We start from the raw sequence: 19,598 nt of genomic DNA, 5'->3' as shown, positions 1-19,598 counted from the left end.
TGGTCGTCAGACCACGGCCGCGGAGGCCCGTTCAAACGCGTCGAGGATCGGCGACAGCCGCTCGCGCTTGAGTTTCAGAGCTGCCTGGTTGACCACCAGGCGCGAGGAGATCTGCACGATCTCCTCCACTTCGACCAGATTGTTCGCGCGCAGCGTGTTGCCGGTGCTGACCAGATCGACGATGGCATCGGCCAGGCCCACCAGCGGACCCAGTTCCATCGAGCCGTACAGCTTGATGAGGTCGACGTGCACGCCCTTCTTGGCGAAATGCTCGCGCGCCGTCTGCACATACTTGGTAGCGACCGCCAGGCGCGCGCCCTGGCGCACCGCGCTGGCGTAGTCGAAACCGGCCGGCACCGCGACCGACATGCGGCAGCGCGCAATATTCAGGTCGATCGGGGCATACAGGCCGGCCATGCCGTGCTCCATCAGCACGTCCTTGCCGGCCACGCCGAAGTCCGCGGCGCCGTATTGCACATAGGTGGGCACGTCCGAAGCGCGCACGATAATGACGCGCACGTCCGGATCGGTCGTCGGCAGGATCAGCTTGCGCGACGTTTCCGGATCCTCGGTCACCTCGATGCCGGCCGCGGCGAGCAGCGGCATGGTCTCGGTGAAGATCCGGCCTTTCGACAGGGCCAGCGTCAGCTGGTTGGGAGAGGGGCTCATCTTGATTCTTGTTCCTGTGATTCCCGCTCAGGCGATGCGGCGGATGTTTGCGCCCACGGCGGACAGCTTGTCTTCCATGCGGTCGTAGCCGCGGTCCAGATGGTAGATGCGGTCGATGACGGTTTCGCCGTCGGCGATCAGGCCCGCGATCACCAGGCTGGCCGAGGCGCGCAGGTCCGTGGCCATGACATTGGCGCCGGACAGCGCATCGACGCCCGTGACCAGCGCCGTATTGCCCTCCACGGCGATGCTGGCGCCCAGGCGGTTGAGCTCCTGCACGTGCATGAAGCGGTTCTCGAAAATGGTTTCGGTGATGCGCGAGGCGCCATCCGCCACGCAGTTCAGCGCCATGAACTGCGCCTGCATGTCGGTGGGGAACGCCGGGTATTCGGAGGTGCGGAAGCTCACCGCGCGCGGGCGCCGCTGCATTGCCAGACGGATCCAGTCGTCGCCGGCCTCGATCGAGGCGCCGGCCTCGCGCAGTTTCTCCAGCACCGTGTCGAGGATGTCCGTGCCGACGTTGCGCAGCACCACGTCGCCGCGCGTCGCGGCCGCGGCGCACAGAAAGGTGCCGGCCTCGATGCGGTCGGCCACGACGCGGTGCGTGGCGCCATGCAGGCGCTCCACGCCCTGGATCACCAGCCGGTCCGTGCCGATGCCTTCGATGCGTGCGCCCATCTTTACCAGCAGGTTGGCCAGGTCCGTGACCTCCGGCTCGCGGGCGGCGTTCTCCAGCACGGTTTCGCCCTCGGCCAGCGTGGCGGCCATCAGCAGGTTTTCCGTGCCGGTGACGGTGATCATGTCCGTCACCACGCGGGCCCCCTTGAGGCGGCTGGCGCGCGCGTGGATGTAGCCGTGCTCGATGGAGATCTGCGCGCCCATCGCCTGCAGGCCCTTGATGTGCTGGTCCACGGGGCGCGCGCCGATCGCGCAGCCCCCGGGCAGCGATACCCGGGCCTCGCCGAAGCGCGCCACCAGCGGGCCAAGCACCAGGATCGACGCGCGCATGGTCTTGACCATCTCGTAGGGCGCCTCGGGCGAATCGACCGCGCCGCCGCCGAGCGTCACTGAAGCGCCATCCTGGTCCGCGCGCATGCCCATCTGCCGCAGCAGCTTGAGCATGGTGCGCACGTCCTGCAGGTTCGGCACGTTGTCCAGGGATACCGTGTCCGCGCTCAGCAAACCCGCGCAGAGAATGGGCAGCGCGGCATTCTTCGCGCCTGAAATGCGGATCTCGCCGCTGAGCGGTCCGTTGCCCTGGATCTGAAGTTTGTCCATATCGTCTTCGTTCGCCGGATGCGGACGCACCCGGCCAATGCAATCGCGTGGGGCGCGCGCCCCGTCAGGCCTTGGCCGCCGGTTCGCCGCCCTGGCCGCCCTGCCATTCCGCGGGCGTCAGCGTCTTCATCGACAGCGCGTGGATTTCCGCGCGCATGCGGTCGCCCAGCGCCGCGTACACGCGCTGGTGCCGCTGGATCAGGCGCTTGCCCTCGAATTCGGCGCTGACGATGGTGGCAAAGAAGTGCTGGCCGTCGCCCTCCACTTCCAGATGCTCGCAGGGCAGGCCCTGGGCGATGTAGTTCCTGACTTGTTCCGGTGTTGGCAGCATGGCGGTATCTCTCAAGTGTCGCCGATCGGCGTTCGCTGGTCTGGTCCTGGCGCGCGGCTCAATGCCGCAGCTTGAAGCCGGTCTTGAGCAGGCGCAGCGCAATGGCCGCGACCACCACGAAGGCGGTGCCCACCACGGCCAGGCTGAACAGCGGCGAGACATCGGACACGCCGAAGAAGCCGTAGCGGAAGCCGTCGATCATGTAGAAGAACGGGTTGGCGTGCGACACCTTCTGCCAGAACGGCGGCAGCGAATGGATGGAATAGAAGACGCCGGACAGGAACGTCGCCGGCATGATCAGGAAGTTCTGGAAGGCCGCCAGCTGGTCGAATTTCTCCGCCCAGATGCCGGCGATCAGGCCGAGGCTGCCGAGCATGGCCGCGCCCAGCAGCGCGAAGACCAGGATCCAGCCCACATTGGCCACGTGCAGGTCGGCGAACCAGCCGGTCACCAGCAGCACGCCGACGCCGACCGCCAGGCCGCGCACGATCGAGGCGACCACATAGGCGCCGAACATTTCCCAGTGCGACAGCGGCGGCAGCAGCACGAACACCAGGTTGCCGGTGATCTTGGACTGGATCAGCGAGGAGGAACTGTTGGCGAACGCGTTCTGCAGCACGCTCATCATGACCAGCCCCGGCACCAGGAAGGCCGTGTAGCTGATCTGGTCGTACACCTTGACCCGGTCTTCCAGCACGTGGCCGAAGATCAGCAGGTACAGGATCGCGGTCAGCACCGGCGCGGCGACGGTCTGGAAGCTGACCTTCCAGAAGCGCAGCACCTCCTTGAACAGCAGCGTGCGAAAGCCCACCAGTCCGCCCACGGCCATGGGCGCGAGGCGGTTGGCGTCGTCCGGATGCAGCGGCGCCTTGGCCGTCCGCGCGGTCTTAACTTCGGTCTGCGCCTTCATGCCGCGGCCTCCATCTGCGAGCCCGGCACCGCGCCGGCGTCCTCCCGCTCGCGCTTCATGATCTGGACGAACACGTCTTCGAGGTCCGCCTTGTTGATTTCCATGTCTTCGATCTCGCAGCCGGCTTCGCGGCAGGTGGCCAGCAGCGGTTCGACCACCTGGTAGCCGGACAGCCGCAGCCGCACCGCGCGCTCGCCGGGATTGGCCGGCATGCGCAGCGGCTCGAGCGACGGCGGCAGCGAGCCCTTGGAGAAAGTCAGCGCCAGCTGGAGTCCGGCGAACTGGGTCAGCAGGTTGCTGGTGCGGTCCAGCGCCACCACCTCGCCGAACTTGAGCATGGCGATGCGGTCGCACAGCGCCTCGGCCTCTTCGAGGTAGTGGGTGGTCAGGATGATGGTGTGGCCTTCGCGGTTGAGCCGCGAGATGAATTTCCACAGCGTCTGGCGCAGCTCGACGTCGACACCGGCGGTCGGCTCGTCGAGCACGATCACCGGCGGGCGGTGCACCAGCGCCTGGGCCACCAGCACGCGGCGCTTCATGCCGCCGGAGAGCTGGCGCATATTGGCGTCGGCCTTGTCGGTCAGATCGAGGTTGGCCATGATCTCGTCGATCCAGTCGTCGTTGCGCGTGAGGCCGAAATAGCCCGATTGCAGCCGCAGCGTCTCGCGCACGGTGAAGAAGGGATCGAACACGAGCTCCTGCGGCACCACGCCCAGCATGCGGCGCGCCACGCGGTAGTCCGACACCACATCGTGGCCATGGACCTGGACGCTGCCCGAGTCGGCGCGGTTCAGGCCCGCCAGGATCGAGATCAGCGTGGTCTTGCCCGCGCCGTTGGGGCCGAGCAGGCCGAAGAACTCGCCGCGCTCGACGCTGAAGCTCACGCCCTTGAGCGCCTGCAGTTGGCGATAGCGCTTGCGGACGTCGGAAATTTCAATGGCTTTCATGGCCGATATCGTTGTGCGGTCGTGCCGGCAATGGCAGCGCCGCGCGGGCCGGCTCGTCGGAGCAGACCCGGTACACCAAGGGGTGGATCGTGGAACGGCGCACGGAACGGACCAGGGAGTGGATCGGAGCGAGCCGCAACCATGATCCGATGCGCTGGAACCGGCCAGACAGGGGGACACCGCTACTTCGGCGAAACATGGTCTTGGAGCGCGATGCGCCGTGGAACTGCACTTCGTGCCTCATCCTGCCCGGGAGTTCCCTGGCGGCCGAATAACCCGGAATTATAGGGGATGCGGGGACATTCCCGCTTTGCGCGCGGTGGCCGGCATCCGTCGGAGGACGACGCCGGGACACCGGGGCATCGATGGCGCGCGTGCCGCACGGCGCCACGGATGCCGGTTCAATGTCGGTGGGGAGCGGTCTGCGGGGTCAGGCCGAGCAGGCCATCGACGCCATACAGCGTCGCGAGCTCGGCCAGCTGGCGCGGCACGGCGACGAAGCGCAGCGCCGTGTTGCGCGCCTGGGCGGCACGCGCCAGAGCCAGCATGACGGCCACGGCGGCGGAGTCCACCTGGCCAAGCGCGCCGCAATCGATTTCCGCCTCGCCCTGTGCGACGCGCGCCAGCCCGTCACGCAGCATGGCGGCGGCATTCCGGTTGGTCAGCGAGGTTCCGAGCGACAGCATGGCGGCAAGCGGCGTGCAGAGAGAAGGGTCAGCGTGATGCCGTAACGACGGCGGGGCCTGAAACGGCGCTCCCGCCGAAGCGGGAGCGAGTTGGCATTGTAGAGCACTTCGCCGCGGCGCGTCTCGCCCGGCGGGACGGGCAGGACGGGGCCGGGGCTCAGCTCTTGGCGTTGGCCAGCTGGCGGTTGCGGTCCTGCAGGGTCTTGATCACGCCTTCGACGCCTTGCTGGCCGACGATGGTGTTGAAGCTGCCCTTGTAGGCCTCGGTCAGCCAGGCACCCAGCACGTTGATGTCATAGACCTTCCAGCCCTGGGCGGTCTTTTCCAGGCGGTAGTCCATCTGGATCGGCTCGCCCTTGTTGACGACCTGGGTGCGGATGGTCGCGTCCGTATCGTCGGCGGCGCCGCGGTACGGCTTGAATTGAACGGTCTGGTCGCGGATCTGCGAGATGGCGCCGGCATAGGTGCGGATCAGCAGGGTCTTGAACTCCTCGGTGATCTGCTTCTGCTGCTCGGGCGACGCCTTGGACCAGTTGCGTCCCATGGCGATCTGGGTGGTGCGCTGGAAGTTGGCGTTCGGCATGATCTTCTGCTCGACCAGCGCGGTGATCTTGGGGATGCTGCCGGCCTGCATGTCCTTGTCGGCCTTGACGGTGCTCATCACGTCGTCGACGAGCCCCTTGATCAGCCCGTCCGGCGTACTGGCATCCACGGTCTGGGCACCGGCGGCACCGGCGAGGGCAAAGGCGGCAATGAAGGGAAGCAACAGTTGCTTGAGCATGATCTAAGTCCTTGTCAGTCAATCTCGCGGCTTCCGCTCGTGGCGGAGCGCCGTGGCGCCGGTGGGACCGGCGGGAGTCGCGGTGATTGGATACCGGGCGACCCCGGGGAGTTCATGGTGCCCACGCCACCTGCGCGAGGCACCACATCTCACACTTTGTTGCAGCAGCGCCGCACTTTTCGGTCCCGAAGTGCCGCCGCGGCGGCTTTTCGGCCCGGACAGCGCCGCTGGGATCAGAACCGCAGCGACGGTCCAAGCGAGGGGACGGCCGGCACGGGCAGGGTCTGGCTGGGCTCATCCGCCCTTTCCGGCACCTGCTGTTCTTCGCCGTCCTGAGTGTCGCCGTCCTGGTCGGGCGGGTTGCCGTCGTAGATCTGGTACTGGCGGCGCTGCAGATACGAGTCCCGCAGGAAGGTGTAGCGGTCCAGCGCGGCCTGCTCGAACAGCGTGCTGGCGCCCAGCAGGCGCGCGCGGCCGTCGACGATGCGTACCCCGGTCAGCGTATTGCGAAGCCATACCGGATGCAGATAGGCCGACACGTCGGCCTGGCGGTCGACCAGCATGCCGGCCGTATCGCGCACCGTGCTGGGCCCGAACAGCGGCAGGATGAGGAACGGCCCGGGCGGCACGCCCCACACGCCCAGCGTCTGACCGAAGTCTTCCTTGTACTTGGGCAGGCCGGCGGGCGTGGCGATGTCGATCAGGCCGCCGATGCCGAGAACCGTGTTCATCGCCACCCGCATGGTGTCTTCGGCGGCGCGCGTGGGCTTGCCCTGCAGCAGGTTGTTCAGCGCCGAATAGACGTCGCTGACGTTGGAGAACGCGTTGCCCACCGCCGTGCGGATCGGAGACGGGATGAAGTCGGCGTACAGCTCGGCCACGGGCCGCAGGATGCCCTTGTCGAAGTCCTCGTTGATCTTGTTGACTTCGCGGTTGAACGGCTCGAGCGGGTCACGCGGGTCGGCGTTCGGCCCCGTCGCGCAGCCGGTGACGGTGAGTGCCAATATGCTGGCCGCGAACCACCGCCGGACCCCCGCGTGCTGATGTCTGTGCCGCTTCTTCATTTTTCCGTTCCCGCACCGCCTGCGTCGGCGGCTTTGTTATAGAGAAATTGCCCGATAAGGTTTTCCAGCACCACGGCCGACTGCGTCATGGTGATGCGCGCGCCTTCGGCCAGCATGGCCTCGTCGCCCCCGGCCTCAAGGCCGATGTATTGTTCGCCCAGCAAGCCGGACGTCAGGATCTTGGCCGACGTGTCCTTCGGGAACTGGTAGCGCTTGTCCAGATTGAGCACCACCGTGGCCTGATAGGTCTTGTCGTCGAAACGGATGTCCGCCACGCGGCCCACCACGACGCCGGCGCTCTTGACCGGGGCGCGGGCCTTCAGGCCGCCGATATTGTCGAAGCGGGCCTGGACGGCGTAGGTGTCCTGGAAGGAGAAGGCGCTCATATTTCCGGCCTTCAGCGCCAGGAACAGCAGCGCGACGATGCCCGCCACCACGAACAGCCCCACCCAGAAATCGAGTGCGTTCTTTTTCATCGGATTCTCTTGTTCAACCACCGCAACGCCGCGGCGAGAGGCCGGTACCGAGCGACGCTCAGGCACCGAACATCAGCGCCGTCAGCAGGAAATCGAGCCCCAGCACCGCGAGCGACGCGATCACCACCGTACGGGTGGTGGCGCGCGACACGCCCTCGGGCGTCGGCTTGGCCTCATAGCCCTGATACAGGGCAATAAACGTCACCGCGATACCAAAAATAAAGCTCTTGATGACACCATTCAGTACGTCGGCCCGCACATCGACGCCGCCCTGCATCTGCGACCAGAACGCGCCGGCGTCCACGCCGATCAGCTGCACGCCGACGATGTAGCCTCCGAAGATGCCCACCGCGCTGAAGATGGCGGCCAGCACCGGCATGGCGATGATGCCCGCCCAGAAGCGCGGCGCGACCACGCGCTGCAACGGATGCACGGCCATCATCTCCATCGCCGACAACTGCTCGCCGGCCTTCATCAGGCCGATTTCGGCCGTCAGCGAGGTGCCTGCCCTGCCCGCGAACAGCAGCGCGGTGACGACCGGGCCGAGCTCGCGCACCAGCGACAGCGCCACCAGCAGGCCCAGCGCCTGCTCCGAGCCGTAGCGGTTCAGCGTGTAATAGCCCTGCAGCCCGAGCACGAAGCCGACGAACAGGCCCGACACGGCGATGATCACCAGCGACAGGTTGCCCACGAAGAAGATCTGGTCCGACACCAGCCGGAACCGGCGCAGCACCGCGGGCGACATCGCCAGCATCGACAGCATCATGCGGCTGGCCCGGCCCAGGCCTTCCACCGCCTCGCGCACGGTGCGGCCGAGCGTGGTGATCATGCCGATCATCGCATGCCCCCCGCCGTGAAATCCTCGGCCAGGGACGGCCCCGGGTAATGGAACGGTACCGGGCCGTCGGGCTCCGCGTGCACGAACTGGTGGACGAACGGATCGGTCGACGCGCGCAGCGCCTCCGGTTCGCCCTCGGCGGCGATGCGCCCGTTGGCGACGAAATACACGTAGTCGGCGATCTGGAAGGTCTCGTTGACGTCGTGGGAGACGATGATGGTGGTCGCCCCGAGCGCGTCGTTGAGGGTGCGGATCAGGCGCGCCGTCAGGCCCAGCGAAATCGGATCGAGGCCGGCGAACGGCTCGTCGTACATCAGCAGCGCCGGGTCCAGCGCGATCGCCCGGGCCAGCGCCACGCGCCTGGCCATGCCGCCGGAGATCTGCGAGGGCATCAGGTCGCGCGCGCCGCGCAGCCCGACCGCGTTGAGCTTGAGCAGCACCAGATCGCGGATCATGGCCTCGGGCAGGTCGGTGTGCTCGCGCAGCGGGAACGCGACGTTGTCGAAAACCGACAGGTCGGTAAACAACGCGCCGAACTGGAACAGCATGCCCATCTGGCGCCGCGCCGCGTACAGCGCGCCCTGTCCCAGCGTGCCGACGTCGGCGCCGTTGAAGCGGACCTGGCCGCGCTGCGCGCGCACCTGGCCGCCGATCAGGCGCAGCACGGTGGTCTTGCCGCAGCCCGATCCGCCCATGACGGCAACGACCTTGCCGCGCGGGAAACGCATGGAAAGGCCGGAGAGGATGGGCTTGCCGCCATCGCCGTAGGCGAAGTCAACAGCATCGAGCTCGACGATATTGGAAGTGGATTCGGTCACGTTGGCACCGCATTGGAGGTGCGCATTATAAGTGCTAACACCTACGCCTGTCCGGCGGGCGTGCAGCGCAGTGCCCGTGCCCCCCGGCGGGCGGGTTGCGCCCGGCCCGCAGCCCCGCCATGGACGGGGGCGGTCGGGGCGGCCGGTCAGGGGTTGATCGGCCCGCCCGCCTGCCGCAGGATGACCTGCCACTGGATGGACTCGGAGCGGATCGCGGTGGCGAAGGCGTCGGGCGAGTCCTCCAGCGGCGTCAGTCCCGCCGACAGCAGGCGCTCGCGCACCTCCGGCTCGGCGGTGACCTTCTGCAGCGCCGTGGCAAGCCGCGCGACGATCGCGCGCGGCGTCTTGGCGGGCGCCATCACGCCGAACCATGGGGCGCTGCCGTAGCCGTCCATGCCGGTCTCGTGCAGCGTCGGCACCGTGGGCGCAAGCGGCGAGCGCGCCGCCCCGGTCACGCCCAGCAGCCGCAGCGCGCCGCTGCGCACATGCGACTGCACCGTGGCGAAACTGCAGAAGCAGGCGCTGATCCGGCCCGCCAGCATCTCCTGGACCACGGCGGCCTCGCCCTTGGCGGTCACCAGCGGCACGCCGTTACGCACGCCGCGCACCCAGTATTCGGCGTACAGATGGGCCGGGGTGCCGGCCTGGCCCGAACCGAAGCTGTAGGCGGCGGGGCTGGACCGGACGGCATGCAGCCACTGTTCGGGGGAGTGCATCGGCAGGCGGGCGTCGACGACCAGGAACAGCGGGGCCGAGGCGACCCGCACCACCGGCGTGAAATCACGCACCACGTCGTAGGGCATGGGATCGACGCCCTGCTGGATCAGCATGGTGGACTGGTGGAACAGCAGGGTATGGCCGTCCGAGCTGGCCTTGGCGACCACTTCGCCGGCCATGGTGCCGGCGGAGCCGGTGCGGTTGTCCACCTCCACCGGCGCGCCCAGCGTGAGCGTCAGCCGCTCCGCCAGCATGCGCGCGACAGCATCGGGCACGCCGCCGGCGGGAAACGGCACGATCAGCCGGATGGGCCTGCCGGGGTAGGACATCAGTGCCGAGCGCTCCGCCGCGCGCTCGCTGCCCCGCGGCGCGGCAAGCAAGGGCGGGGAGAACGCCAACAGGGCGATCAGCACGGCAACGATGGCGACGGCCAGGGCACCCCAGCGGCCACGCCCGCGCCCGATGCGCCGATGACTGGCGCCATGGCGCCGTGAGAGTCTGCCCCGCCAGGACTCCCCATTTCGCGAACGTTGCCCCGGCTTACGTCCTTTGAACATCGATTTGCTCCGGGCCGCCGGGTGTGACCGGGGCACCTGGGTCGGCTGAAAAAGGAAAGGCGAGGCAGTGCTTGTTCTTGGTATGGAGGAAATTGTACGAACAACATCACAGCCAGCACAAAGCGCGTAAACCATAGCCGGGACAACCCTGAAAGCCCCGCATGCGCTCTCTCCCGGTGCCTACGCCGGCCAACGCGCACGGATCGCGGCGCTTCGCGCCGCTATAATGCCGGCCATGTCCGAGTTCTCGCTGCGGCCGATGGTGGCCGCCGACCTGCCCGCGGTCCTCGCGGTGCAGCAACAGTGCTATCCCCCCGCCCTGATCGAATCCGCCGCCGCGCTGGCGAGCCGCCTGGCGCTTGCGCCCGCGCTGTGCTGGGTCGCCACGCGGGGCGATGCCCTGGCTGCCTATCTGTTTACCCACCCGTGGCCGCGGGACAGCCTTCCCGCGCTGGACGCGCCGCTGGCGGCGGCTTGCGTCCAATGGCCCGCCGACGAGCTGACGTGGTTCGTGCACGACATGGCGGTGGCACCGGCGGGCCGGGGCGGCGGACTGGCGCGCCGGCTGTACGAGGCGGCGCGCGCGGCGGCGGCAACCGCGGGGCTGCGCTCGTCGCGGCTGATCGCCGTGCAGGCGGCCGCCGCCTGGTGGGAGCGGCTCGGCTACGCCGCCGTCACTGGGAAGAACGATGACGACGCGCCGTCGCAGCTGGCGCGCTACGGCGCGGACGCCGTGCTGATGGCGCGCGCCGGTATCGCGGCCCGGTAAGGACGAAAAAAAAACCCGCGCGGCTCGCACCGGCGGGTTCTGCCCCAGCGGGCCGGAAGGCTGGCGCTTAGCGCGGCAGCTCCGAATGACCCATCAGGAAGGCGTCGACCGAGCGCGCGGCCTGGCGGCCCTCGCGGATCGCCCACACCACCAGCGACTGGCCGCGGCGCACGTCACCGGCGGCGAAGACCTTGGGCACATTGGTGTAGTAGGCGCGGTCGCCTTCGGTGGCGGCCTTGGCGTTCTTGCGCGCGTCGGTGTCCACGCCGAACGCGTCCAGCACCGAGCCCACCGGGTTGGTGAAGCCCATGGCCAGCAGCACCAGGTCGGCGGGCAGGATGAACTCGCTGCCCGGCACTTCCTGCATCCGGCCGTCCTTCCACTCGACGCGGCAGGCCTTCAGCGCGGTGACCTTGCCCTTCTCGCCGATGAACTCCTTGGTGGCGACCGACCAGTCGCGCTCGCAGCCTTCCTCGTGCGAGGACGAGCTGCGCAGCTTGATCGGCCAGTACGGCCACACCAGCGGCTTGTTCTCTTCCTCCGGCGGCTGCGGCAGCAGCTCGAACTGGGTCACCGAGACGGCGCCATGGCGGTTGGAGGTGCCCACGCAGTCCGAGCCCGTATCGCCGCCGCCGATCACGATCACATGCTTGCCGTCGGCGCGGATCTCGTTGCTGCCATCGCCCGCGACTTCCTTGTTCTGCGGGATCAGGAATTCCAGCGCGTAGTGGACCCCGGCCAGATCGCGGCCCGGCACCGGCAGGTCGCGCGGCACTTCGGAGCCGCCCGCCAGCACCACGGCGTCGAACTGGTCCATCAGCGCCTGGGCGGTCACGGTCTCGTTCGCGTAGTTCTTGATGCCGGCCGGCAGCGCGCCGTCGGTCACCATCACGCCGGCACGGAAGGTCACGCCTTCGGCTTCCATCTGGGCGATGCGGCGGTCGATCAGCCACTTCTCCAGCTTGAAATCGGGGATGCCGTAGCGCAGCAGGCCGCCGATGCGGTCGTTCTTCTCGAACACCGTCACGTCGTGGCCGGCGCGCGCCAGCTGCTGCGCGGCGGCCAGGCCCGCGGGGCCGGAGCCGACCACGGCCACGGTCTTGCCGGTCTTGTGCTTGGGCGGCTGCGGCGCGACCCAGCCCTCTTCCCACGCCTTGTCGCCGATGGCGCGCTCGATCGACTTGATGCCGACGGGCGCCTCGTTGATGCCGAGCGTACAGGCGGCCTCGCACGGCGCCGGGCAGATGCGGCCGGTGAACTCGGGGAAATTGTTGGTCTGGTGCAGCACATCGACCGCGGCCTTCCAGTCCTGGCGATACACCAGGTCGTTGAAGTCCGGAATGATGTTGTTGACCGGGCAGCCGTTGTTGCAGAACGGAATGCCGCAGTCCATGCAGCGCGCGCCCTGGAGCTTCGATTCGGCGTCCGTCAGCCGGAATACGAACTCCTTGTAATGCTTCACGCGCTTCGTGACGGGCTCATAGCCTTCGTTCTGGCGCGGAAATTCGAGAAAGCCAGTCGCCTTACCCATGTCGCTTCCTTGGTCATGCTGTGGCGCGCCGGCGCATACGCCGGCCTCGCCGTGAGGTCAGTATCTTGAGGAGGCGGCGCTGCGCCGCGCTCCGTGCTGTTTGGTTGTGGCCGGTCCTCGGGACCGGCCGGCCGCGGATCAGGCGGCGATGGCTTCCCGGTCGCTGTCGCGCGCGGCCTGTTCCTTGGCGTACATCTCGCCCAGCGCGCGCTTGTACTCGGTCGGGAAGACCTTGACGAACTTGCGGCGCGCCGTGGTCCAGTCCGCCAGCAGCGCCTTGGCGCGCTCGGAACCGGTGTAGCGGAAGTGCTGCTCGATCAGGCCCTTCAGGATGTGCTCGTCGAGCTGGCGGCGGCCTTCGTGCTTGTGCCAGCCGGACTCGCCCTGCCCCTTCTCCTGGTCGGCCGCGGCAAGCACCGCTTCGAGCGCCACCATCGAGGTGTTGCAGCGCTTGTCGAACAGCCCGTCCTCGTCATAGACGTAGGCCACGCCGCCCGACATGCCGGCCGCGAAGTTGCGCCCGGTGCCGCCCAGCACCACCACCGTGCCGCCGGTCATGTACTCGCAGCCGTGGTCGCCGGTGCCTTCCACTACCGCCACCGCGCCGGAATTGCGCACCGCGAAGCGCTCGCCGGCCACGCCGTTGAAGAACGCCTCGCCGGCGATGGCGCCGTACAGCACGGTGTTGCCGACGATGATGTTCTGCGTCGGATCGCCGCGGAACTCGTGCGGGGCGCGCACGATCACGCGGCCGCCCGACAAGCCCTTGCCGACGTAGTCGTTGCCGTCGCCCACCAGGTCCAGCGTGATGCCGTGCGCGAGGAACGCGCCAAACGACTGGCCGGCGGTGCCCTGCAGCTGGATATGGATGGTGTCGTCGGGCAGCCCTTCATGGCCGTACTGCTTGGCGACCATGCCGGAGAGCATCGCGCCCACCGTGCGGTTGACGTTCTTGACCGGCTGGATGAACGAGACGCGCTCGCCCTTCTCGATGGCCGGACGCGCCTTGGCGATCAGCACGTGATCCAGCGCCTTGCCTTCCTCCACCGACAGCCCGTGGTCCTGGCGGTCCGTGTGGTAGCGGCACATGTCGCTGCCGAACGGCGCCTGGTGGAAGATGCGCGAGAAGTCCAGGCCGCGCGCCTTCCAGTGCTCGATGCCCGGGCGGGTATCGAGCAGGTCGGCGCGGCCGATCAGTTCGTCGAAGGTGCGCACGCCCAGCTGCGCCATGATCTCGCGCGCTTCCTCGGCAACGAAGAAGAAGAAGTTCACCACGTGCTCGGGCTTGCCCTGGAACTTGCGGCGCAGCACCGGATCCTGGGTGGCGACGCCGACCGGGCAGGTGTTCAGATGGCACTTGCGCATCATGATGCAGCCCTCGGCCACCAGCGGCGCGGTCGCGAAGCCGAACTCGTCGGCGCCCAGCAGCGCGCCGATGACCACGTCGCGGCCGGTCTTCATCTGGCCGTCGGCCTGCACGCGGATGCGGTTGCGCAGGCCGTTGAGCATCAGCGTCTGCTGCGTCTCGGCCAGACCCAGCTCCCACGGCGTGCCGGCATGCTTGATCGACGACCACGGCGAGGCGCCGGTGCCGCCGTCATGGCCGGCGATCACCACGTGGTCGGCCTTGGCCTTGGCCACGCCCGCGGCCACGGTGCCCACGCCCACTTCCGACACCAGCTTGACCGAGATGTCCGAGGCCGGATTGACGTTCTTCAGGTCGTGGATCAGCTGTGCCAGATCCTCGATCGAATAGATGTCGTGGTGCGGCGGCGGCGAGATCAGGCCCACGCCAGGCACCGAGTAGCGCAGCTTGCCGATGTAGTCGGACACCTTGTGGCCGGGCAGCTGGCCGCCTTCGCCGGGCTTGGCGCCCTGCGCCATCTTGATCTGGATCTGGTCCGCCGAGGCCAGGTACTCCGCGGTCACGCCGAAGCGGCCCGAGGCAACCTGCTTGATCTTGGAGCGCAGCGAGTCGCCCTCGCGCAGTTCCAGGTCCTTCTCGATGATGCCCTCGCCCAGCAGGCTCTTGAGCGTGTCGCCCTGCTTGATGGGGATGCCGCGCAGCTCGTTGCGGTAGCGCTTCTCGTCCTCGCCGCCTTCGCCGGTGTTGGACTTGCCGCCGATGCGGTTCATCGCCACGGCCAGCGTGGTGTGCGCCTCGGTGGAGATCGAGCCGAGCGACATCGCGCCGGTGGCGAAACGCTTGACGATGTCCTTCGCCGGCTCCACCTCCTCCAGCGGGATCGCGCGCGACGGATCGACCTTGAACTCGAACAGGCCACGCAGCGTCATGTGGCGGCGGCTCTGGTCGTTGATGATGTTCGCGTATTCCTTGTACGTCTGGTAGGCGCCCTCGCCGTCGTTGGCGCGCACCGAGTGCTGCAGCTTGGCGATCGAGTCCGGCGTCCACATATGCTCTTCGCCGCGCACGCGGTAAGCGTATTCGCCGCCGGCCTCCAGCATGCCTTCCAGCACGGGGCTCTCGCCGAAGGCGTCGCGGTGCAGGCGCAGCGCTTCCTCGGCGACCTCGAAGATGCCGATGCCTTCGACGTTCGACGCCGTACCGTGGAAGTACTTGCCGACCAGTTCGCGCGACAGGCCGATAGCCTCGAAGATCTGCGCGCCGGTGTACGACATATAGGTGGAGATGCCCATCTTGGACATCACCTTCTGCAGGCCCTTGCCGATCGCCTTGACGAAGTTCTTGACGGCCTTTTCCGGCGACAGGTCGCCCGACAGGCCCGCGGCCATCTCGGCCAGCGTTTCCATCGCCAGGTACGGGTGAACGGCTTCCGCGCCGTAGCCGGCCAGCAGCGCGAAGTGATGCACCTCGCGGGCCGAGCCGGTCTCCACCACCAGGCCGGTCGAGGTACGCAGGCCCTTTTCCACCAGATGATGGTGGATGGCCGACGTCGCCAGCAGCGCCGGGATGGCGACCTGGTTCGGATCGACCATGCGGTCCGACACGATCAGGATGTTGTAGCCCGAACGCACGGCGTCCACGGCTTCCGCGCACAGCGACGCGATGCGCGCCTCGATGCCTTCCTTGCCCCACGCGCTCGGATAGCAGATGTTCAGTTCGTACGAACGGAACTTGCCGCCGGTGTAGTGCTCGATGTTGCGGATCTTGGCGATGTCCTTGAAGTCCAGCACGGGCTGGGACACTTCGAGGCGCATCGGCGGGTTGATGTTGTTCAGCTCCAGCAGGTTCGGCTTCGGACCGATGAACGACACCAGCGACATCACCATGTTCTCGCGGATCGGGTCGATCGGCGGGTTGGTCACCTGTGCGAACAGCTGCTTGAAGTAGTGGTACAGCGTCTTGTTCTTGGACGACAGCACGGCGAGCGGCGAGTCGTTGCCCATCGAGCCGGTCGCTTCCTCGCCGGCCAGCGCCATCGGCGCCATCAGGAACTTGACGTCCTCCTGCGTGTAGCCGAACGCCTGCTGGCGGTCCAGCAGCTTGGCCGACGGCTTGGTCTCGGCGGCCACGTCCTCGGGCTTGGCGTCGAGCTCGTCGAGCTTGATGCGCACGGCGTCGATCCAGCTCTTGTACGGCTTGGCGTTGGCCAGGTTGTCCTTCAGTTCCTTGTCGTCGATGATGCGGCCCTGCTCCATGTCGATCAGGAACATCTTGCCCGGCTGCAGGCGCCACTTCTTGACGATGCGGGACTCGGGGAACGGCAGCACGCCGGCTTCGGAGGCCAGCACCACCACGTCGTCCTCGGTCACGTAGAAGCGCGCCGGGCGCAGGCCGTTGCGGTCCAGCGTGGCGCCGATCTGGCGGCCATCGGTGAAGCAGATGGCGGCGGGGCCGTCCCACGGCTCCATCATCGCGGCGTGGTATTCGTAGAAGGCGCGGCGGTTGTCGTCCATCAGCGTGTGCTGCTCCCACGCTTCCGGAATCATCATCATCATCGCGTGCACCAGCGGGTAACCCGACATGGTCAGCAGTTCGAGGCAGTTGTCGAACGACGCGGTATCGGACTGGCCCGGATAGATCAGCGGCCACAGCTTGGGCAGGTCCTCGCCCAGCACCGGCGACGAGATCGCGCCGGTACGCGCATTGATCCAGTTGACGTTGCCCTTGACGGTGTTGATCTCGCCGTTGTGCGCCACCATGCGGTACGGGTGGGCCAGTTCCCAGGCCGGAAACGTGTTGGTCGAGAAACGCTGGTGGACCAGCGCGAGCGCCGAGACGGCGCGGGTGTCCTGCAGGTCGCGGTAGTACTGGCCGACCTGGTTGGCCAGCAGCAGGCCCTTGTAGACCACCGTGCGCGCCGACATCGACGGCACGAAGTATTCCTTGCCGTGCTTGAGCTTGAGCGCCTGGATGGCGTGGCTCGCGGTCTTGCGGATCACGTACAGCTTACGTTCCAGCGCGTCGGTGGTCATGATGTCGCGACCGCGCCCGATGAAGATCTGGCGGATCACCGGCTCGGTCTTGCGCACCGTCGGCGACATCGGCATGGCGCCGTCGACCGGCACGTCGCGCCAGCCCAGCACGGCCTGGCCTTCCAGGCGCACGGTGCGCTCGAGCTCCTGCTCGCAGGCCAGGCGCGACGCGTGCTCCTTGGGCAGGAAGATCATGCCGACGCCGTATTCGCCGGCCGGCGGCAGGGTCACGCCCTGCTTTGCCATTTCCTCGCGGTAGAACTGGTCGGGGATCTGAATCAGGATGCCCGCGCCGTCGCCCATCAGGTGGTCTGCGCCGACCGCGCCCCGGTGGTCCAGGTTCTCCAGGATCTTCAGGCCCTGCAGCACGATCTCGTGGCTCTTCTTGCCCTTGATATGGGCGACCATGCCGACGCCGCAGGCGTCATGCTCGTTCGCGGGGTCGTACAGGCCCTGCGCGGCGGGACGGCCGGCGGGAACGAAGGCGGAGGTCTGGTCCTCGGCCTGGGTGGCCAGGGTCTGGGCCGGCTGGATTTGCGATTGGTCCACGGGCGTATTCCGGTAAGAGGCTGCGCTGTCCGCTGCCGACCGGAACGGCTTGCGCGGGCAAATCGGTGGGGCCGGAGAAACGAACCGGGGAGACCGAGAGCAGGCGGGGAGCCGCAGCGGCGTACACGAGCGTGACGCGCCGCACAATGAATGTGGGTGGAGCAACTATAAGAGAATCACCAAACCCTAGCAAAAATATTAAATGGGGTCAGAACATAATTATTCGTGCCCTGTTTTCACTATGGTCATTAAATGGGGACACATTAAGTAGCGTCACCCGACTGCGCATCGCCAGCGGCAGTTTCGGTACGCTTCGGCCGGCCGCGTGGCAAAGGCTGCACGCGGCGCGGCGCATGCCGCTCCAGTTGGGCGAGGAAGGCGTCGTCCCCCAACGGCCAGCCGCTGTGCGCGTGGCGTTGCAGCGTGGTGAGGGCACGCATGGACAGGCCCTCATCGAAGCGGACCCGATAGTTCGACTGACGCTCGAAGGGCGTGTTGCCAAGCGCCCAATAGACGGAGTGATCGCTGACAAACGGACTGGCTTCAATCCCCACGTGGTGGCGGTAGCTGCTCCATCGATCGGCCGCGGGCGCCATTACCTCGCCGGCGCGTATGGCATTGCCCTCGACGTACAGCATGGCGGGCAGCATCCACGCCTCGGGCTCGAACACGGCCGAGCGAAACCGGCCTTCCCACAGCGTGCCGGTGCGCCCAGCGGTCCTGTTGAAGTAGCGCGCGTAGCGGCGGCCCACGGCCTGCATGGTCAGGCTGAGGGCGTCCGGCGCGCGGGGCGTGGCCACGAGGTGGATATGGTTGGGCCGCAACGCATAGGCATGGACCGCCAGATCGTGCTCGCGGGCCGCCATGCGCAGTGCGTCCAGGTAGGTCAGGTAATCGTCGGGTCCCAGGAAGACCGGCTGCCGATTGTTGCCTCGCTGCAACACCAGCGTCGGCATGCCGGTGGGGGAAAAACGGGGAAGTCGAGCCATGGATGCGATCCGCAAAACGCCATGGCGCGATGATACGTCATCTGTCCCTATTTACCGGAACAGTCGGGATAGGGTCGGTCAGACGCCCTCGCCCACCGCGAAGATGCGGCGATGCTCCCGAATCGCATAGCGGTCAGTCATGCCCGCGATGTAGTGGGAGATCAACCGGGGCTGCTCGCCGCCGTGCCCCTGGTATTGCGGCGGCAGCAGGCGCGGGTCGCCCATGAAGGCGTCGAACAGGTCGGAGATGATCCGCTGCGCCTTGGCCGACATGCGCATCACGAGGTAGTGCCGGTACAAGTGCTTGAACAGGAAGCGCTTCAGCGCGGTGGCCTCCTCGCGCATGGCGGGGCTGAAGGCGACCAGGGGCCTTGCCGCCCGCACCGCGTCGATAGAGCGCGGTTCGGCCTCGGCGATATGGCCGCGCGTGGTGTCGATCAGGTCCACGATCAGCGTATTGATCATGCGGCGAACCGTCTCGTTGATCATCCGGCGGCCGGCGATGCCGGGAAAGGCTTCCATTACCTCGGCGCGGTGACGGCCCCACATCGGCACCTCGTCCATCTGCTCCAGCGTCAGAAGGCCCGAGCGCAGGCCGTCGTCGATATCGTGGTTGTTGTAGGCAATCTCGTCGGCCAGATTCGCCAGCTGGGCCTCCAGCGAGGGCTGGGTGCCTTCCAGGAAGCGCCGGCCGAGCTCGCCCAACGCGGCGGCGTTGACGCGCGAGCAATGCTTGAGGATGCCCTCGCGCGTCTCGAACGTCAGGTTCAGCCCGTTGAAGCCGCCGTAGCGCTCCTCCAGTTCGTCCACCACCAGCAGGCTCTGCAGGTTGTGTTCGAAGCCGCCGTGGTTCTTCATGCAGGCGTTCAGCGCATCCTGGCCGGCATGCCCGAACGGCGTGTGCCCCAGGTCGTGGGCGAGCGCGATGGCCTCGACCAGATCCTCGTTCAGCCGCAGGTTGCGGGCGATCGAGCGGCCGATCTGCGCCACCTCCAGGCTGTGCGTGAGTCGCGTGCGGAACAGATCGCCCTCGTGGTTGACGAAGACCTGGGTCTTGTATTCGAGCCGGCGAAACGCGGTGCTGTGGATGACCCGGTCCCGGTCGCGCTGGAACTCGCTGCGCGAGGACGACGCCGCTTCGGCATGCACGCGGCCGCGCGACTGGGCCGAGCGCGCGGCGTAGGGGGCGAGATGGCTTTCGAGATCGGTCATGCGGCTATCCGGTTGGGCAACTGCGGCGGGCGCGCCGGCGACGCGGGCATCGCCGGGGCTGCAAGGCCAGGCCGCCCG

The 19,598-nt window shown here is 67.6% G+C and carries 17 protein-coding genes; 1 reads left to right on the top strand and 16 read right to left on the bottom strand.

What is annotated here, in order from left to right:
• Positions 1 to 6: 6 nt before the first annotated feature.
• The 12 genes from hisG to LDO27_RS23305 form a co-directional block, all read right to left on the bottom strand.
• Positions 7 to 669 (bottom strand): ATP phosphoribosyltransferase, encoded by a 663-nt coding sequence (hisG, locus tag LDO27_RS23360; protein ID WP_222209566.1) that lies wholly within the window; start codon positions 667 to 669, stop codon positions 7 to 9.
• 27 nt (positions 670 to 696) lie between these two features.
• Complete coding sequence (gene murA / locus LDO27_RS23355; protein WP_224044230.1) at positions 697 to 1,947, bottom strand: UDP-N-acetylglucosamine 1-carboxyvinyltransferase; 1,251 nt, start codon at positions 1,945 to 1,947, stop codon at positions 697 to 699.
• 64 nt (positions 1,948 to 2,011) lie between these two features.
• Complete coding sequence (locus tag LDO27_RS23350) at positions 2,012 to 2,278, bottom strand: BolA family protein (RefSeq protein WP_224044228.1); 267 nt, start codon at positions 2,276 to 2,278, stop codon at positions 2,012 to 2,014.
• Between the two features lie 58 nt (positions 2,279 to 2,336).
• On the bottom strand, positions 2,337 to 3,107 hold the full coding sequence (locus LDO27_RS23345) for an ABC transporter permease (RefSeq protein ID WP_222209638.1): 771 nt from the start codon (positions 3,105 to 3,107) through the stop codon (positions 2,337 to 2,339).
• Between the two features lie 77 nt (positions 3,108 to 3,184).
• Entirely contained in the window at positions 3,185 to 4,135 is a 951-nt protein-coding gene (locus tag LDO27_RS23340) for an ABC transporter ATP-binding protein (protein WP_222209569.1), read from the bottom strand.
• Between the two features lie 401 nt (positions 4,136 to 4,536).
• A complete protein-coding gene (locus LDO27_RS23335; protein WP_224044226.1) occupies positions 4,537 to 4,821 on the bottom strand; it encodes an STAS domain-containing protein in 285 nt (94 codons plus the stop codon).
• A 157-nt stretch (positions 4,822 to 4,978) separates the two neighbouring features.
• Positions 4,979 to 5,602, bottom strand: a complete 624-nt coding sequence (locus tag LDO27_RS23330; protein WP_224044225.1) for an MlaC/ttg2D family ABC transporter substrate-binding protein — start codon at positions 5,600 to 5,602, stop codon at positions 4,979 to 4,981.
• A gap of 233 nt (positions 5,603 to 5,835) precedes the next feature.
• Entirely contained in the window at positions 5,836 to 6,666 is an 831-nt protein-coding gene (locus LDO27_RS23325; RefSeq protein WP_224044223.1) for an MlaA family lipoprotein, read from the bottom strand.
• Positions 6,663 to 7,142, bottom strand: coding sequence for an outer membrane lipid asymmetry maintenance protein MlaD (mlaD, locus tag LDO27_RS23320; protein ID WP_222209578.1), 480 nt, complete (start codon positions 7,140 to 7,142; stop codon positions 6,663 to 6,665). The genes LDO27_RS23325 and mlaD overlap by 4 nt, the downstream gene beginning before the upstream one ends.
• Before the next feature lie 58 nt (positions 7,143 to 7,200).
• Positions 7,201 to 7,971, bottom strand: coding sequence for a lipid asymmetry maintenance ABC transporter permease subunit MlaE (gene mlaE / locus LDO27_RS23315; RefSeq protein WP_377747767.1), 771 nt, complete (start codon positions 7,969 to 7,971; stop codon positions 7,201 to 7,203).
• Positions 7,972 to 7,976: 5 nt separating this feature from the next.
• Positions 7,977 to 8,798: an ABC transporter ATP-binding protein gene (locus tag LDO27_RS23310; protein ID WP_222209582.1), complete on the bottom strand. Its 822-nt coding sequence runs from the start codon at positions 8,796 to 8,798 to the stop codon at positions 7,977 to 7,979.
• Between the two features lie 146 nt (positions 8,799 to 8,944).
• Positions 8,945 to 9,928, bottom strand: a complete 984-nt coding sequence (locus LDO27_RS23305) for a Bug family tripartite tricarboxylate transporter substrate binding protein (protein WP_377747766.1) — start codon at positions 9,926 to 9,928, stop codon at positions 8,945 to 8,947.
• A gap of 379 nt (positions 9,929 to 10,307) precedes the next feature.
• Here LDO27_RS23305 and LDO27_RS23300 point away from each other — a divergent pair, with 379 nt between their 5' ends.
• Positions 10,308 to 10,841 carry a GNAT family N-acetyltransferase gene (locus LDO27_RS23300; protein ID WP_224044221.1) on the top strand — a complete coding sequence of 178 codons (534 nt, stop codon included), beginning with the start codon at positions 10,308 to 10,310 and terminating at the stop codon, positions 10,839 to 10,841.
• Between the two features lie 67 nt (positions 10,842 to 10,908).
• Here LDO27_RS23300 and LDO27_RS23295 read toward each other — a convergent pair whose 3' ends face one another.
• The 4 genes from LDO27_RS23295 to LDO27_RS23280 form a co-directional block, all read right to left on the bottom strand.
• Entirely contained in the window at positions 10,909 to 12,372 is a 1,464-nt protein-coding gene (locus LDO27_RS23295; RefSeq protein ID WP_222209589.1) for a glutamate synthase subunit beta, read from the bottom strand.
• Positions 12,373 to 12,510: 138 nt separating this feature from the next.
• Positions 12,511 to 17,319: a glutamate synthase-related protein gene (locus LDO27_RS23290; RefSeq protein ID WP_222209591.1), complete on the bottom strand. Its 4,809-nt coding sequence runs from the start codon at positions 17,317 to 17,319 to the stop codon at positions 12,511 to 12,513.
• Positions 17,320 to 17,582: 263 nt separating this feature from the next.
• On the bottom strand, positions 17,583 to 18,308 hold the full coding sequence (locus tag LDO27_RS23285) for a transposase (protein WP_224044219.1): 726 nt from the start codon (positions 18,306 to 18,308) through the stop codon (positions 17,583 to 17,585).
• Positions 18,309 to 18,386: 78 nt separating this feature from the next.
• Positions 18,387 to 19,520 carry a deoxyguanosinetriphosphate triphosphohydrolase gene (locus LDO27_RS23280; RefSeq protein WP_222209596.1) on the bottom strand — a complete coding sequence of 378 codons (1,134 nt, stop codon included), beginning with the start codon at positions 19,518 to 19,520 and terminating at the stop codon, positions 18,387 to 18,389.
• Positions 19,521 to 19,598 lie beyond the last annotated feature (78 nt).

Source organism: Cupriavidus respiraculi, from assembly GCF_914271545.1.
GTDB lineage: Bacteria > Pseudomonadota > Gammaproteobacteria > Burkholderiales > Burkholderiaceae > Cupriavidus > Cupriavidus respiraculi.
The sequence above is the reverse complement of the archived record's forward strand: the minus strand, read 5'-3'. Positions and strand labels throughout refer to the sequence as shown.